This window comes from bacterium, from assembly GCA_022616075.1.
Taxonomy (GTDB): Bacteria; Acidobacteriota; HRBIN11; order JAKEFK01; family JAKEFK01; genus JAKEFK01.
Map to the genome: position 1 here is coordinate 1 of JAKEFK010000130.1, position 16047 is coordinate 16047.

Consider the following 16047-nt stretch of genomic DNA (forward strand, 5'->3'; position numbering starts at 1 on the left):
ACTAGCATTTCGCAAAAAGTCCTCACACAGCAACTCCGTGAGCTCATGAGTGACGGAATTGTTCAGCGACAGCCCAAGGGCGCGATTCCGGCGCCTGTTGTATATTCGCTAACCGACTACGGTCGATCAGTATTGCCCTTAGTTGAATCCATTCGCGTATGGGGAAGGGGTCACTTGGAGCGCTTTTCCTGACGCAGGCGAGACGCCCGCGCTACATTGCTCGGTAAACTTCTTTTCCCTCGAATAGAGTTAAAACTACCTTTGTTTCATTGATTTGATGCGGTGGGATATCAAAAAGATTTTGCGACAGCACAATCAGATCCGCCAATTTTCCGTTTTCGATCGAGCCGACCTCTTTGTCACGGAAATTCGCGTAGGCGCTCCCGATTGTATAAGCAGCCAGCGCGCTTTCCAGAGTGATCCGTTCTTCGGGAATGAATGGATTCTCTTCTGATTCATCAAAATCGGTTCTGCGGACCGCCACTTCAATGCCATCCAGAGGATTCGCAGAAGAGACGGGCCAGTCGCTTCCCATTGCCAGTCTGGCCCCTTTTGACGCGACGCTATTGATCGGATAAAGCCATCGGGAACGTTCTTTTCCCAGTTGTGGAACCGTCAAGTCTTTAATGTACTCATCCTCATAAGCCCAGAGCGGCTGGAAGTTTGGTATGACGGAAAGCTTTGCAAATCGTGGGATATCTTGAGGATCAATCAATTCAATATGAGCCATTAACGGACGCCGGTCACGAAGTCCGTTCTTTTTCTCCGCTGCTTCTATCGCATCGAGCGCAACGCGTATTCCGCGGTCTCCAATTGCGTGAATATGAATCTGAAATTTTTCCCGGTCAAGCAATTCCACAAACGGATTGAGTTTTTCGGGAGGCCAGTTCAGCTCACCCGCATTCTTACCCTGATTCAGATATGGTTCCAGCAGTGCTGCCGTTCTGGATTCGATCACACCATCCGAAAAGATTTTGACTGCTGTTGCATGAAAGTGTTTTCCATTCTTGTACTGAGCCCGGAGAGTTTTATAACGCTCCACCTGCTTTAGTACATCTTCCAACGACCCGGAAGGGTCGGCGTACATGGCTCCAATCACGCGAACAGTGAGAAGCCCCTGTCTATCTACTTCTGAATAAACGTGTGTGCCGCCGCGCTCTTCTACAGATACACTTGCATCCTGAAATCCAGTGATGCCGAACTGATTCAATATTTTCACTGCTGCCCGCAAACCTTCAATCTTTTCTTCGATTCCCGTTTTTGGTGCCACCTTGGAAACAAGGTCTGCTGCGGATTCCCGCAACGCTCCGGAAGGTTCACCTTTTTGATTGCGCTCGATCCGGCCCGCTTCCGGATCGGGAGTGTCTTTTGTAACTCCCGCCATCTCCAGTGCTTTGGAGTTCGCCCACGCCGAATGGCCATCCATCGCGTATAGAAACACAGGGCGATCGGACACAATTTCATCGAGCCACTCTTTCTGCGGATTTGCATCGGGAAAAACCGGTAGCTGCCATCCCGATCCGAGTATCCACGGATCCTTGGGATGCGATGCAACATAATCTCGAACTGCTTTTAACACTTCCTCTTTAGTGTTATATGGGAGCAGATCGCATTGTTTCAGCCCGACACCCGCTTCCACAGGATGAGCATGAGAGTCGATAAACCCAGGGAGAACAAATCGGCCGGATAATTCAATCGTTTTCGTTTTATCTCCGATCCAGGGAGTCAGGCCTGCATCATCCCCTACATAAACGATCCTTCCGTCCTTTATGGCTACGGATTCCGCCCAGGATCGCGCGGCATCCATTGTATAAATCTTGCCGTGGCGCAAAACGGTATCCGCTTTCGGATGGTGTGCCGCTCCTGCAGAGAAAAAGGACAAAATAATAGCCAGGAAAATTCTTTTCATACGTTGTACTCCCTGTGGGGGGCTTGCTCGCGATAGATTTGCTCCAGCCGATTGATTGGCAACCCCAATCTGTAAAAAGCGCGCAATGATCTCATTAACAATATTGTCTTCCAATACCCGTACCTTTGAAAGCGTCTTGCTGACGCATAGCACTTCTTGTTGAGCTGAACCAGCTTTCCGCGCAAACGCAGTTTTCGCATGAGCTCGAATTCGTACATCAGCGTTACATCCGGAAAACCGCCGGCTTCCAAAAAAACAGAACGCCTGCAAAAAATTCCATGATCGCCTAAATAAATCTGTGACCGCCGCGCATTCCAGCTTCCTGACCAGGAAAGATAACGATCCAGCAGCGGACGGTTTCCGCGCAATTCCAGCTGAAAAGCGCCACCCACGACCTCCGTCTCCTTCATGCAATGCAATAGATCAACAAAAGCTTTCTCATCAAGTATGCAATCAGCATGGAGAAAAACGAGAAGATCACCATGCGACCTGGAGGCGCCGAGATTCATCTGTTGTGAAATTGATTTTTCACTGCAAATCAACAGTGCGCCTGACTTCTCGGCAATTTCCTGAGTTCCGTCTTCACTTCCTCCATCCACAACCAGGATTTCATCGGCTGGAGGATCTTGATGATGCAGGTTCTTTAACGTTTCCGGAAGGTATGTTCTTTCATTAAGAGTAGGAATAATGACGCTGATTCCGTTCATTTCACGAAATCAATCTTCGCAATTCCAGACCCCACCAGGGCGCTAAAAATGTTTTCATTAAAATGTCGATAACCAGGCCATTTAGAGCAGCCCAGAAAAAGGGCCTGACTTCGGCGTATTCATAATCCATCTTTTGAATTCTACAGATCATTGGTTCAGCGAGAATCACTCCCAGGATCACAAAGGACGCAACGCGAATCACAGACCAGGGATGCCAGCCCATCAATGCAGCAATCATCCGGTTATTCGATGCAAGGATCACTGAACCAACATAGAAACTCATGTAGTTCATCAGCAGGGCTCCCATGAAAAGAGAGAGGAGGCTGCCTGTCAGCAATGAGAGCAAAGCGAATACAACAAAATGAATGAGATGTTGTGGAACAAATTGCAGTGGATCTCCCTCTGCGCCCTGACCGGTTTTGATCCATTGGAACATCTGATCCGAATATGTGGAACCATAAAAGATCGAATGAGCGCCTTCGCCAGGGTAGGAAATGCAGGCCGCCACAGTTACAACACCCATGCAGAGCGCCCAAAACAACATGGCGGCGATCGCTCGTTTGCGGAGCCGGCGGATTAAAAGCGCATACAACAGAGGATAAGCTACGGCAATTTGGAGAACCGGCAGCAGCACTTTGTTTTGCAGAACAAACCCGAGACCTGTAGCAACGATCGTGCCGATCAAGAGGAACAGGTAAATGAATGGCGGCGAAAGTATCCTATTCCACATGGACGGAGGCGGGCGCGAGGTGGGTCATGATCAGGAAATCGCTGAGCCGGTTTCGCACGATTTGGCGCGTGATGGTAGACAGCTTTTCAACGCTGAATCCCTCAACCGCAAATGATGCAATGATATTGCCGTAGATCATGGCGCGTTGTACTGTCTCCAAATCGAATGAATCGCGTGAGGCAAGATAACCCAGGAAACCGCCCGCAAAGGAATCGCCGGCTCCCGTGGGGTCGACCACGTTTTCCAAAGGATAAGCAGGGATCGCAAAAACCTCCTTCTGCTGTGTAAATAGGATTGCGCCATATCCGCCGCGTTTGATGATCAAGGAGAACTGCCCCATCTTGAGTATTTCACGGGCTGCCTTGACTATGTTGCTCTCCTTGGTCAACATTTCAGCCTCTTCTTCTGAAATGATGAACATATCCACGCGTTGCAAGACCTTCTCCAGGTCAGGCCGTTGGTGGATAATCCAGAGATTCATCGTATCGCAGCAAATCAATTTTGGTTTTTCCAGCTGATCCAGGACTTTTAGTTGCAGGTCCGGATTGATATTTGCAAGGAATACATAAGGAGTGTTTCTATAGGAAGCGGGCAAATCCGCGGCAAAATCTTCAAGAACATTCAAATGAGTTTCCAGTGTGTGCCGCACATTCATGTTCTCTTCATATTCGCCTTTCCATCTGAAAGTCAACCCTTCCGATCGAACCAGACCTTCCATGTCGATCCCATGGTCTTCAAACATTTTCAGGTGATTGTGCGGAAAATCTTTGCCCACAATGGCAACCAGCCGCACGCGCGTAAACAGCCGCGCCGCCATCGCAAAAAATGTGGCAGAACCACCGAGCACCTCATTCGCTTCCGCCAGGCGTGTTCTGATGGAGTCAAAAGCAACAGTACCAATCACAAGAATGGAGTTCATAGGTCTCCTTTACTTGACGTATTTACCAATTAACAGTTTCAAATCTTCGTAGGTTTTATCCGGAATATGTTCTCTTTGGGTAATCACGCCTGTTGCAATTGCGGTTGCACATTCACAATTGCGAGGCAGTGGTAAACCCTGAACCGCAGTACGAAGGATCGATCTGGCATTGTTTACATTCTTCATTAAGTACGCAATCACTGCTTCGATGGTAACGGTTTCCTCCGTTTCATGCCAGCAGTCATAATCGGTAACGAGAGCCATCGATGCGTAGCAAATTTCTGCTTCCCGCGCCAGTTTGGCTTCCGGAACGTTCGTCATTCCGATGACATCCACACCCCACTGGCGGTAGATTCGCGATTCTGCCTTTGTGGAAAATTGCGGCCCTTCAATACAAATGTAGGTGCCGCCCATGTGAGTTGTGATTCCGGATTGCCGGCAACTGCGCTCCAGAAGTGCTGCAAGGTTAGAACAAACAGGATTGGCAAAGGCAATATGACCAACGACTCCCTGCCCAAAAAAGGTGCCGATGCGCCTTTTGGTTTGGTCAAAGAACTGATCCGGAATCACGATGTGAAGCGGAGCAATCTTTTCTTTCATACTGCCAACCGCGCTGACGGAGAGAAGCCATTCGACGCCCAGCTTCTTGAAGCCATAAATATTTGCCCTGTAATTGATCTCGGATGGTAAGATCCGGTGGCCTCGACCATGACGGGCGAGGAATGCAATTCGGACGCCATCGAGAGTCCCGACTACGTACGAATCGGATGGATCTCCAAAGGGGGTCGACACTTTTATCTCCTCGATGTCGGTCAGCTCGTTCATTTGATACAAGCCGCTTCCACCGATTACCCCGACTTTCACTTCTGCCATGAAAAACCTCCACTAGTTTGAAAGGATGCTATTTTAGCCTACTTTTTATTTTTACCGCAGAGGTCGCTGAGACCGCAGAGTTACGACGAGAAATTCTAGTTTTATCTCTGCGTTCTCTGCGACCTCTGCGGTGAGATGAGCTTCAGTTGTCCGATAATTCCGAAAATATTATACTTGTATCACTATGAAGGCCTTACTTACTGCTTTGTTTTTACTCCTTGCATCTTTTGCATATGCCACCGTTTCTATAGATGACATAGTCAAATTGTCAAAACTCAAAACAAGCGATGAAGTTATTCTGAACTTGCTTCAAAAGGAAGGACTCAACAGGCCAATAACTTTCAAAGACGTCATTTTCCTCAAACAGCAAGGAGTTAGCGAGCGCGTCATTCAGTATATGTTGAAGTTATCCGATATGGAGGTTCAGAAGCAGCCTCCTCAACAAGGCAAATCGGTTTACATCAATGAGAACATGCGCGCGTACTATACGACCACCAAGAAGGGAAAACAAATTCGGATCGTAACAAATCTGGATGAAGCAGGAAAGAGAATGGGTGGTGAAATTCCGCCTGATCCCGAACCTCAGGAACAATATGTGGTTCGTTCTGAAGGTCGTCCGGCGCAAGAGATTCGTGTGGTTGTAGAAGATTCACGCCGGGACCGTGATTACGATGAGCCTGATTATCCTGAGTATGTAGATGACCGGTACGTAACACCGGGGTATCCTTTGTATTCACCGTATTACCCCATTCCTTCGTACTATCCTCATTTTCCAAAAGGGAAAGGTCATCATCACAAGAGAGGGTCTCAGATTGATCCCAATCAGCCAAATTGGAATTTCGACTACAGCAATGCCAACCGGCAAAGACCGCAGCATCAGCCATCTCCAAGCAGAATTCCATCATCGAAACCGCAGGGCGCCAAACCGCTGCGTTCGTTCAAAGGCTAGCACGTTCGTAGCATCGACTTTAGTCGCTATTTCAAATGTAGCGAATGAATTCGCTACTACAAACGGTGTTGGTATAATTCTCTAAAAACTGAGGAGTTTTTTATGCGCCACATTCTTCTTTTCTTTTTATTCCTTCTTTTTGCTGTACCCCTGATTGCTCATCACCAGCATGGCGAGCATCATCCAAAAGAAGAGCTGGGAGACGTAAATTTCCCGATCTCCTGCAAGCTGGAGAGTCAGGCTGAATTCAACCGCGGAGTAGCGCTGCTTCACGATTTCTGGTATGCCGAAGCGGAAAAAGCCTTCAACAGCATTGCAACCAGTGATCCGGAATGTGCAATGGCCTACTGGGGCGTCGCGATGAGCAATTATCATCCGATCTGGGCGCCGCCCAATGCAAAAGAGATGTCCAGCGGCAAAGCGGCCGCCGAAAAAGCCAGCGCAACATCCGCGAAAACGGACCGTGAGAAATCGTACATATCAGCCATGGCGGTCTTCTATCAGGACTCGGACAAAATTGATCACCGCGCCCGCGCGAAAAAGTATGAGCAGGAAATGGGCAAAGTGCATCAGCAAAATCCGGATGATTTGGAAGCGGCCATTTTTCATGCGCTTGCATTACTGGGAACAGCCGATATTACAGACAAGACGTTCGCTGTTCAAAAACAGGCTGCGGAACTATTAAATCCGCTTGTAGAAAAAGCGCCGCGCCATCCCGGCATTCCACACTACATCATCCATAGTTTCGATTATCCTGCGCTTGCCAAATTAGCTCTTCCTGCCGCTCGTTCCTACGCGAAAATTGCTCCCTCCTCACCGCATGCGCTTCATATGCCATCGCACATTTTCACCAGACTAGGTTTATGGGAAGAATCGATCCAATCCAACATTGCATCCGCTGAAAAAGCAAAGAATCATGTGCAAAAAATTCTTCCCGGCGCCGGATCTTTTGATCAGGTTCATGCAATGGACTATCTGGTGTACGCATATCTTCAACTGGGACAAGAACAGAAAGCCAGCGATGTTGCAGCAGAAGCGAGCCGTATTCAGAAACTGGATGTTAATAATTTCGCCGCTGCCTACGGATTTGCAGCTATGCCTGCAAGACTCGCATTGGAAAGACACCGGTGGAAGGAAGCCGCATCCCTGCAGTTGCAGCCGGAATGGTTTCCCTGGAAGGACTTTCCCCATATGGAAGCGATCACTCATTATGCGGTGGGAATTGGCGCAGCCCGGAGCGCCGATCTCGAAAGCGCAAGGAAAGCCGCCGATAGACTGACTGCTCTCCAAGAATCTCTTGAAGGAAAAGATCCGTACTGGGCAAAGCAGGTTGAGATTCAGCAGAAAAGCGTAACTGCGTGGATTCTCTTTGCGGAAGGAAAGAAACAAGAGGCGCTCGCCATGATGCGGGACGTTGCCGCGCTCGAAGACACCACGGAGAAACATGCGGTAACACCGGGCGCAATTTTGCCTGCAAGAGAATTGCTGGCGGAAATGCTTTTGGAGACGAATGAGCCTGCTCAGGCAAAACTCGAGTTTGAAAAGTCACTCGCCATCGCGCCGAATAGAAGACACCCGGAAATGCATAAGTAGCGCGGCCGTCCCGGCTGCGCAGTTTTCGCAGGCCAGAGGCCCGCGCTACTTAACTACCTGCAGCACTACGCATTTCAGGTAATGGGATTCCGGAAAACCGATGAGGATAGGATGATCCGGTGGATGGAACAGAATCTCGCGCAGAAAGAACCGTCTGCCCGAAGCAGTTGCTGCCTGGCGTAGAATCTCCAGAAATATTTCCGCGGTCACGGGCTGCGAACAGGAAGAGCTAAAAAGAAGCCCATCCGGGTTCAGAGACTTCATGGCGCGCAAATTGACCTCACGGTACGCGCGCGTTGCTGAAGCCAGATGCCGCTTGGATTTGCAGAAAGCCGGAGGATCCAGAACGATCCTGTCATAGCGTTCGTCACTTGCTGAGAGGTCCCGGAGAAAGTCCGGCGCATCGGCTACTATTGTTGTAATACGATATCCGTTTTTTGATGCATTCTGTTCCGCTTTCGAGAGAGCCTCTTGAGAAGCATCCACGGCAATAATTCGCTGGATTCCTGCCGCCGCACCGTACAGGGACCATGCGCCCGTGTACGAAAAGGCGTCAAGCAAAGACTCTGCTGCGCCATAAGACAGGAGTCTTTTGCGATTCTCCCTTTGATCGAGAAAAAATCCGGTTTTTTGTCCTTGTTCGTAGTTTACAAGAAACTTCAGGCCGTCAACTTCTATCCATTCTTCCGTTACGGGACTTCCGAAATACCACTCAACTTGTTGTTCCAATCCTTCCAGTTTCCGGTAAGGAGAATCATTTCGCAGCAGGATCCGTTTTGGCTGGATGAGATTTTGTAAGGTTGAAAGAACCTGCTCCTTCAGTCTTTCCATGCCCGCCGTCAGAATCTGGACCACAAGGGTTTCATCATAGCGATCCACAATCAAACCGGGCAGGCCATCCGATTCGCTGTAGATTAGGCGGTAAATTTTGTCCCCGTAGTGTTTTTCGCGGAACGTGAACGCATTCTGTACGCGCTCTGCTGTATCAAACGTTTTATGAAATGTCAGGATCCGGACCGCGATCAGTGTGTGCGGATTGTAGTAACCGGTTGCAAGATAGCGACCGGAACTGTCCTGAATTTCAACCAGCTCGCCAGCGGCGGCACCCGGCTTGCTCAGCAGCTCATTGGAAAACACCCAGGGATGATTTCCCTTTAATCTTTTTTTGCCCTTGTCGTGAATAACAGCGATCGGCAGCTGTTGCACGTTATTTGTAGGCGGGAATTCCAGTAATCCACTCTCCCAGAATTAAGGTGTGGATGTTGTGAGTCCCTTCATAGGTGAACACGGATTCCAGATTGCAAAGGTGCCGGCCGCACTGGTATTCATCGGTGATGCCACTTGCTCCCAGAATGTCCCGCGCGGTTCTGGCGATCTGCAATGCATGATAAACGTTATTCATTTTGGCCAACGAGACTTGCTGCGCTGTGACTTTGCCTTGATCCTTAAGCCGCCCTAGCTGGAGGCACAACAGCTGGCCTTTTGTTATCTCTGAAAGCATGTATACGAGTTTTTCCTGCACCATCTGAAAAGAAGCAATCGGTTTGTCGAATTGAATCCGCGTCTTTGCGTAATTGACTGCTTCGTCATAACAGGCCATAGCTGCGCCGATTGCGCCCCAGGCGATTCCGTACCTTGCCTGATTGAGACAACTGAGCGGAGAAGCGAGACCTTTCGAGCCGGGCAAAATATTTTCAGCCGGGATTCTGCAGTCTTCCATGATCAGTTCCGAAGTTACCGATGCCCGCAAGGAAAACTTTCCTTTTTGATCCATCGTGGTAAAGCCTTTCGCGCCTTTTTCCACTAAAAAGCCACGAATCCCTTCATCGGTTCTTGCCCAGACAACAGCCACATCTGCAATACTTCCATTGGTGATCCAGCGTTTTGTTCCATTGAGCACCCACGTGTTTCCCTCGCGCACCGCTTTGGTCAACATCCCGCCTGGGTTTGAACCAAAGTCCGGTTCAGTCAATCCAAAACAACCGATCTTGCGCCCAGCAGCAAGCTCGGGCAACCAGTATTGTTTCTGTTCTTCCGAACCAAAACTGTAGATCGGGTACATGACAAGGGAACCCTGCACCGAGGCAAAACTGCGCAGCCCACTGTCCCCTCGTTCGAGCTCTTGCATAATCAAACCGTATGCGACGTTGTTCAAACCGGCGCAACCGTAACCTTTCAGAGTTGCTCCAAGAATGCCAAGCTCCGCGATTGGTCCAATGAGGTGCATGGGGAAAGTTGCTTCGCGATTGTGTTTTTCAATGACCGGAAGAACTTTGTCGTTTACAAATTCGCGGATCGTGTCGCGAACCATTTGTTCTTCTTCGTCAAGAAGATCATTGATGATATAGAAATCAAGTCCTTGAAACAAAGTTCCTCCAGTACGGAATCGGGCCTATGATTCTCCCCCTTATGAAGGGGGGGAGTTAGAGGGGGGTTGGATTGAGTTTCTCGATTTCTTGCAACCCCCTCCCAGCCTCCCCCTTCATAAGGGGGAGGAATTAGATTAGTGCCTGGTGCAAACATTACTGATTCTTCCAAGCCGGTTTTCGTTTCTCTACAAACGCCTGAATTCCTTCACGCGCATCGTCCAAGGCGAGAAGCTCATTCAGATAAATCTCTTCAATCGTACGGATCCCTTCTTCCAGAGGCTTCCCTTGTACTTGAATCATTGACTTTTTTGCCAACTGCAAAACCGGCGCTGAGTATTGTAACAGTTTTCGGACCATCACCCCGGCCTGCTCGGCTAACTTATCATCCGGAACGACCTGATTGATCAATCCATATTCTTGCGCTTCGCGTGATGAAATCGTTGTGCCGGTAAAAATCAGCTCAGCCGCTTTCTTTGGCGGAATATATCTTTGGAGAATATTACAAGCAAAAGCCGGAAATAACCCAAGCTGGATGTCAGGAAGCCCAAATTTTGCTGATTCTGTCGCAATCGCGAGATCAGAAAACATCACCAGCTCAAAGCCTGCTCCCATCGCCATACCAGGCACAAGTGACAACACAGGTACGTTCAGGGTCTGCATCTGTTCGAACATTCGGCCCATTGCTTCGATCAACTGATAAGAGCGGTCATCGGAAAAATCTTCTGCATCAATCCCACCACAGAAATTCTTTCCAGTCGTGAGAAAGACAACGACCTTCAAGTCGGTGCGATAGAGGAGTTCGGCAAGCGCTCTGTTGATCTCCTCAACCATATCCGCATTGAAAGCGTTCACAGGAGGCCGATTCAGAAAGATTTGAAACATGCCTTCTTTATCTTTGCATACGATGTATTTTGGCGCTTCTAAGTTTTCAACCATGACACCTCACCGAATGCTTTCGAAAGCAACAGAAAGGCCGAGTCCACCGCTGATACATAGAGTCGCTAGACCATAGAGCGGCTTTTCTGAGGTCCGTTTTTTGAGCTCATGAAGTAAGGTCGTTGTAATGCGTGCGCCTGTGCATCCGATTGGATGCCCGAGGGCGATTGCACCACCATTTACGTTCAAACGCGCAGGATCGAACTTCATCAGTTTTTGACAGGCGATAACTTGAGCCGCAAAGGCTTCATTCAATTCGATCAGCGCGAAATCATTGAGCTGCATTTTCGTCCGAGCGAGCAGTTTCTCGGTGGCAGGAACCGGTCCGATACCCATAATATCCGGCGGAACGCCGGCTTGAGCGTAATCGATCACGCGCGCAAGTGGTGTGAAGGAATGTTTCTCAAGAAACGATGCGCTTACCAGCAAGATTGCCGAGGCGCCATCTGTGATCCCGGAAGAATTTCCCGCGGTAACAGAACCCTTTTCGTGGAAGACCGGCGGCAATTTGGCCAAGGCTTCGATTGTCGTATCGGGTCTTGGATGTTCATCTTTTTCGATCAGCTGTGTTTGTTTTTTCACCTGAATGCTGACGGGGGAGATCTCCTGTTGAAGCCGGCCTTCTTGAATAGCGCGCCCTGCTTTCTGTTGCGTTTCTATGGCGAATTGATCCTGTTCTTTCCGGCCGATGTTATGAATCTCAGCCAGTTTCTCCGCCGTTTCTCCCATCAACATGTCGCTCAATGGATCATGAAAACCATCGCGGTACATTGCATCTATGAGTTTTCCATGTCCCAGACGGTAGCCATCAAAGCGCGCCTGATCCAGAAGGTAGGGAACGCGGCTCATGCTTTCAATGCCACCGATCAGAATGCAATCTGCGCGACTCAGCTGAATCGCCTGCGTGCCCAGAATCAAAGCTTTCAACCCTGACCCACAGGCTTTGTTGACAGTGAAGGCGGGAGAAGAATCCGGAATACCGGATTGATAGGACACCTGTCGGGCCGGGTTCGGCCCGCAGCCGGCTGGTCTTGCATGGCCGAAGATCACTTCTTCCACTTCTTCAGGTTTCACTCCCGATTCCTTCAGAAGGGCCTGTGTTACGGAGGCGCCCAGTTCTACGGCGGTTACGTCTTTCAGAACGCCGCCGAAACGTCCGATCGGCGTTCTCTTTGCGTTCAATACAAATACATCTCTACTCATTATTCCTCTGTCTCATCGTAGTTGAAGAGCATTTGCCATTCCTACGTTGCGCTCTCTGCATTGCCCGCAGGACTTGCTTGATTGCACAGTCGTTCTATTTATGTCGCAAATGCTCTGCCACTACCACTCAATATACCCCTGAATGGATTCAAGGAACAACTTGGCGATACGAGCGCCTTCGAATTCCGCTTTTCCGCTGTGTTCAGCCACGACGGCAAAAGCGACTTTGGGGCTTTTTGTGGGAGCAAATCCAATGAGGATGGCGTCGTATCCTGTGGCTCCTTCACCCGCTGTTCCCGTTTTCATCGCGATGGAGAGACCTTGAACAGTGGCGCGCCGGCCGGTTCCCTCAGGATGTACAACCACCTGCTCCATTGCTTTGGTCAATACGCCTGCAGTCTGTTTGCTCATGAATGTGCGGAATATGGATCCGTTGGGAGCCGAATACGGAAGACCGGTGATGTTCCGGTAATGCAAGAACAGTCTGGGTGTCATGCAGACCCCGTCATTTGCGATAGCCGCCGATACCATGGCCGCGTGCAACGGAGTTATTTTGAGTTTCTCGAGACCGATGGATAGATTTGCAACGTATCGATCGTTCATACTTCCTTCTACGATTTTCCCTAGTGGCAAAGGAAGATAATCTCCCGGAAGTTTTCCGTCAAATCCAAATGTGCGCAAATTTGATAGCAGATCAGCAGGTTTCATCGCGAGGCCAATTTTAGCAAAGCTTACATTGCAAGAAACGGCAGTCGCAAAGTCGAAGTCCGTGATCTGATTATGAACGTTCCAACAGTAAAAAAGCTCGTTATCGGAAAGTTTGAATGAGCCTTCGCACGGAAGAGGGAAGAGTCGTTCCGGGTGGGATCCGGATTCAAGCGCTCCGGCCAGCGTAATCATCTTGATAATAGATCCGGGTTCGTACATCACGTGCATTGCCACTGACGTTCCGGGCGGATGCACACTGTTGCGTCCCTTTAGACTGCTCGCTGCCGCAAGAATATCTCCCGTCCGTACATCCAGCAGAACAATCGCTCCTGCATACTTTTCGAGTGCTTTGAGAGCAGCAATCTGGATCCTGTAATCCAATGTTAGCGTTGCTTGACGGTTCGGACGGTCATCCAGCTTTGACAGATAATCTCCACTTGGATTACGAAACACCGCTTGAACGGGATCGTAAAGAATATTGAACGAGCCTTTAAAAGATTTGCTCACAAGCGGAAGGTTTTCACGATCGTATAAGAATGTGTAGCTGCCCGTAGAAAGACGTCGCTCGATCTCTGCCTTCAACATGTCTGGTTCATTAGCAAGTTCCGGAATGTTTCCTGCGGCAGTTAGTTCCTTTTGCGCCAGCTCAAGCTGATTTGTGCCCGCTAGAAAACCGGCGATGTAGAACCGCAAAACATTGTGGCCGTCGATCTTGTTTTGAATATGTGTGGTGTAGAACAATCCATCTTCATAGCGTGCGTATGTCCAGAGTATTTTCAAAACGTCCTGCCAGAAGGGAACCGGTTTCGTTTTCGCTCCACGAAAGTATGGTTCCGCTGAGTTTTTTCCATGAAACAGAAGCTCCGCTGTTCCGATTCTTTCATGCACGCGCCCGCTAACCGCGGGCAGCCATTTCCATGAATACAAGATGTTTAGCGCTGGTGGATACTTACCCGCGAGGATCAGTTCATCGGAGTTCCGGGTTTGAAAAAAGAAAGAACCGTAAACAATCGCAACGATGAGAAGGATTCCGAGAAGGAGAAAAAGAGATCTGATTTGCCATTGCCTGCGCTTTCCTTTCTCAATGTATTTATCCTCTAGCGTCATAAATACAAAAAAATCCTATCCGTGTTCATCTGTGTTTATCTGTGGTTTTTGTAGAAGTTTATTTGAGCAGGAGTCCTACTTCTGCGCCCCGCCCAACTCCAAGCGTGCGCGCAGCCGAGCCCTGATTTTGGGCGATCTCCAGGAAGTTGGTGCTGCCGAAAAGTCCGATGACTTCCCCTTTTTGCGCCTCAGCGTAGTACTCTTTCAGGCCGTTCATTTCCTGTTTTGCAATGAGGATTTTTAGGGTGTTGCCCGGCACTTTTTCACGGGCCGCATCTATGTCTTGCCGGGAGATATTCGTAATCAGATTCCCAAATCTATCTACGTGCATTACATTTCCTTTCAGCAGCGAGTCTCCCACCATTTTTGCTTTTGGCAATGTAATTTTTGAGTATTCGCTGACCGGGTCTCCAAAATTCAACATATCCGTTCCGCGCGCTAACCAGGCTGCTGCAGGAGCGAAAATATCGCGTCCGTGAAATGTTTTGCTGACTTCGGGAAGCATCAGATGCTCTGCTCCGATTTCTACAACAGTCGATACCGGTTCAGCATCGTATACCAGAGATAGAACTCCGTTGTCAGGCGCAACAAAATAGTAGTTATCCGTCGCAACAATGATCGGCTTTCGCGCAGATCCGACTGTCGGATCGACCACCACTACGTGAATCGTTCGACTCGGGAAATAAGAAAAACAGGAGCGCAAGATGAAACCGGCTTCCAGAATGTCATGCGCCGGAACTTCGTGACTCAGATCAACGATTTGCACCTGAGGCGTGATTGAAAGGATTACGGCTTTCATCGAGGCAACAAAATGATCTTTTGTGCCGAAGTCAGTTAACAGGGTAATGATTGGTGTCCTGACGGCTGCCATGCCAAGATTCTACCACGGAGCCTATGAATTTCTCGGTGATCTCCGTGACTCCGTGGTGAAATTTTAAATGGCAACGGGGGAAGTTCGAAATGATTTTCGCGCATAGAACGCAGTGGAGATCGCCAGAATAACCACGGAAAGGATTGCCCAGAAAATGGCCCAGATCCATGCAGGAATACCGGTCAGAGAAGCCATCGTTGCGGCGTCATTGCCGCAAGTTGATCCGAGCGAAAGAAAAAACACGGTCTTGATTGCCTCCAGCGCGTTCAAGGAGCATTGCACCGCCAGAAAGGTCAGAAAGAAGTGTGCGAACTGGAGAGACGCAAGCCGTACCACTCCGAAGAGCGCAATCGCAATCAACAAACCTGCTGACCAGGAGAAAAGGGATCTGGTCAAAATCAGATAACCTGCCAGGAGCATGAGCAATCCCAACGCTACCCCCATTAAATGCAATTTGTTGGACTTCTCGCTGGCACCCGGCCGCATGGATAAACCGACCAGCACCGAGATAGAAGCAATCATGGCAAGAACGAGGATGTTATTTGTGTGTCCCACAAAAATGGCTGTGACAATCAGCACAAGCAGGGCGCATGCGATGAGCGTGGGGCGTACGTATGTTTCCTTCAGGCTTAACAGGAGGAGCAAAGCGCCGAACAGCGTTGTGCCAAGATAACCGGCGCCGCTGGTGACGAATCGCAGACCACCGCGCGTGTACGTCACGCCGCTTCCATTCGGTCGGACGATCAAACTTTCCACGCCACCGCCGGTCAGGACGGCAGCAAGCGCGTGCGAAGTTTCATGGATGAATGTGGAAAAAATCAGAAATGGGTAAGTGATGATTTGCGCAAATGGGAGGAAGGACAGAAAGATAGTTAACAGAATTGCAATAAGTAGCCAACGAACATTCATTCCTGAGCCGCCAATCCTTATTATAATAATCTTTAACGTTTGAGAGGCGCAAAAAGTTTCATGAACTCGTGTAAGAAGGGAGATGATGAGATACTGGAGATGTTGGAGATGTTTCTCTAATACGAAAAAAATAGAATTATCTCCTTATCCCCAATATCTCCACATCCCCTTTCTTACCTAACGCGGCATAGCCGACAACCAAAATGATAGCGGAGAGAAGTCCGAATATCGAACAAGGAACTCCGAACCGCAGAAGTCTGGCCG

Annotated in this window: 15 protein-coding genes; 3 read left to right on the top strand and 12 right to left on the bottom strand. The window is 49.3% G+C overall.

Going from position 1 to position 16047, the window contains the following annotated elements; genetic code table 11:
• The coding region (locus tag L0156_10525; GenBank protein MCI0603434.1) for a helix-turn-helix transcriptional regulator at positions 1 to 192 on the top strand (192 nt) is incomplete at its 5' end.
• Between the two features lie 19 nt (positions 193 to 211).
• Here the strand turns inward: L0156_10525 and L0156_10530 are convergent.
• From L0156_10530 to mtnP, 5 genes are read right to left on the bottom strand one after another with little or no spacing between them, the layout of a single operon-like run.
• Positions 212 to 1909, bottom strand: a complete 1698-nt coding sequence (locus tag L0156_10530; GenBank protein MCI0603435.1) for an amidohydrolase — start codon at positions 1907 to 1909, stop codon at positions 212 to 214.
• Positions 1906 to 2616 (bottom strand): TIGR04283 family arsenosugar biosynthesis glycosyltransferase, encoded by a 711-nt coding sequence (locus tag L0156_10535; protein ID MCI0603436.1) that lies wholly within the window; start codon positions 2614 to 2616, stop codon positions 1906 to 1908. The genes L0156_10530 and L0156_10535 overlap by 4 nt, the downstream gene beginning before the upstream one ends.
• Before the next feature lies 1 nt (position 2617).
• Positions 2618 to 3346, bottom strand: a complete 729-nt coding sequence (locus L0156_10540) for a hypothetical protein (GenBank protein ID MCI0603437.1) — start codon at positions 3344 to 3346, stop codon at positions 2618 to 2620.
• Complete coding sequence (locus L0156_10545; protein ID MCI0603438.1) at positions 3336 to 4265, bottom strand: PfkB family carbohydrate kinase; 930 nt, start codon at positions 4263 to 4265, stop codon at positions 3336 to 3338. Before L0156_10545 ends, L0156_10540 begins: the two co-directional genes overlap by 11 nt.
• A gap of 9 nt (positions 4266 to 4274) precedes the next feature.
• Entirely contained in the window at positions 4275 to 5138 is an 864-nt protein-coding gene (mtnP, locus tag L0156_10550; protein MCI0603439.1) for an S-methyl-5'-thioadenosine phosphorylase, read from the bottom strand.
• Positions 5139 to 5322: 184 nt separating this feature from the next.
• Between mtnP and L0156_10555 the strand changes: the two genes are divergently transcribed.
• Together L0156_10555 and L0156_10560 are read left to right on the top strand one after the other, a co-directional pair.
• The gene (locus L0156_10555) at positions 5323 to 6087 is read left to right on the top strand and encodes a hypothetical protein (GenBank protein MCI0603440.1); all 765 of its coding nucleotides are present in this window, start codon (positions 5323 to 5325) and stop codon (positions 6085 to 6087) included.
• A gap of 102 nt (positions 6088 to 6189) precedes the next feature.
• Positions 6190 to 7680 carry a hypothetical protein gene (locus tag L0156_10560; protein MCI0603441.1) on the top strand — a complete coding sequence of 497 codons (1491 nt, stop codon included), beginning with the start codon at positions 6190 to 6192 and terminating at the stop codon, positions 7678 to 7680.
• Positions 7681 to 7725: 45 nt separating this feature from the next.
• Here the strand turns inward: L0156_10560 and L0156_10565 are convergent, their stop codons facing one another.
• From L0156_10565 to L0156_10595, 7 genes are all read right to left on the bottom strand, one after another.
• The gene (locus L0156_10565; GenBank protein MCI0603442.1) at positions 7726 to 8886 is read right to left on the bottom strand and encodes a class I SAM-dependent rRNA methyltransferase; all 1161 of its coding nucleotides are present in this window, start codon (positions 8884 to 8886) and stop codon (positions 7726 to 7728) included.
• 1 nt (position 8887) lies between these two features.
• Positions 8888 to 9991 carry an acyl-CoA dehydrogenase family protein gene (locus L0156_10570; GenBank protein MCI0603443.1) on the bottom strand — a complete coding sequence of 368 codons (1104 nt, stop codon included), beginning with the start codon at positions 9989 to 9991 and terminating at the stop codon, positions 8888 to 8890.
• A 211-nt stretch (positions 9992 to 10202) separates the two neighbouring features.
• Positions 10203 to 10985 carry an enoyl-CoA hydratase/isomerase family protein gene (locus L0156_10575; GenBank protein ID MCI0603444.1) on the bottom strand — a complete coding sequence of 261 codons (783 nt, stop codon included), beginning with the start codon at positions 10983 to 10985 and terminating at the stop codon, positions 10203 to 10205.
• 6 nt (positions 10986 to 10991) lie between these two features.
• Positions 10992 to 12188 (bottom strand): thiolase family protein, encoded by a 1197-nt coding sequence (locus tag L0156_10580; protein MCI0603445.1) that lies wholly within the window; start codon positions 12186 to 12188, stop codon positions 10992 to 10994.
• Positions 12189 to 12308: 120 nt separating this feature from the next.
• Positions 12309 to 14003 (bottom strand): hypothetical protein, encoded by a 1695-nt coding sequence (locus tag L0156_10585; GenBank protein MCI0603446.1) that lies wholly within the window; start codon positions 14001 to 14003, stop codon positions 12309 to 12311.
• 58 nt (positions 14004 to 14061) lie between these two features.
• Entirely contained in the window at positions 14062 to 14874 is an 813-nt protein-coding gene (locus L0156_10590) for an SAM-dependent chlorinase/fluorinase (GenBank protein ID MCI0603447.1), read from the bottom strand.
• Positions 14875 to 14937: 63 nt separating this feature from the next.
• Positions 14938 to 15783 (bottom strand): M50 family metallopeptidase, encoded by an 846-nt coding sequence (locus L0156_10595; protein ID MCI0603448.1) that lies wholly within the window; start codon positions 15781 to 15783, stop codon positions 14938 to 14940.
• Positions 15784 to 16047 lie beyond the last annotated feature (264 nt).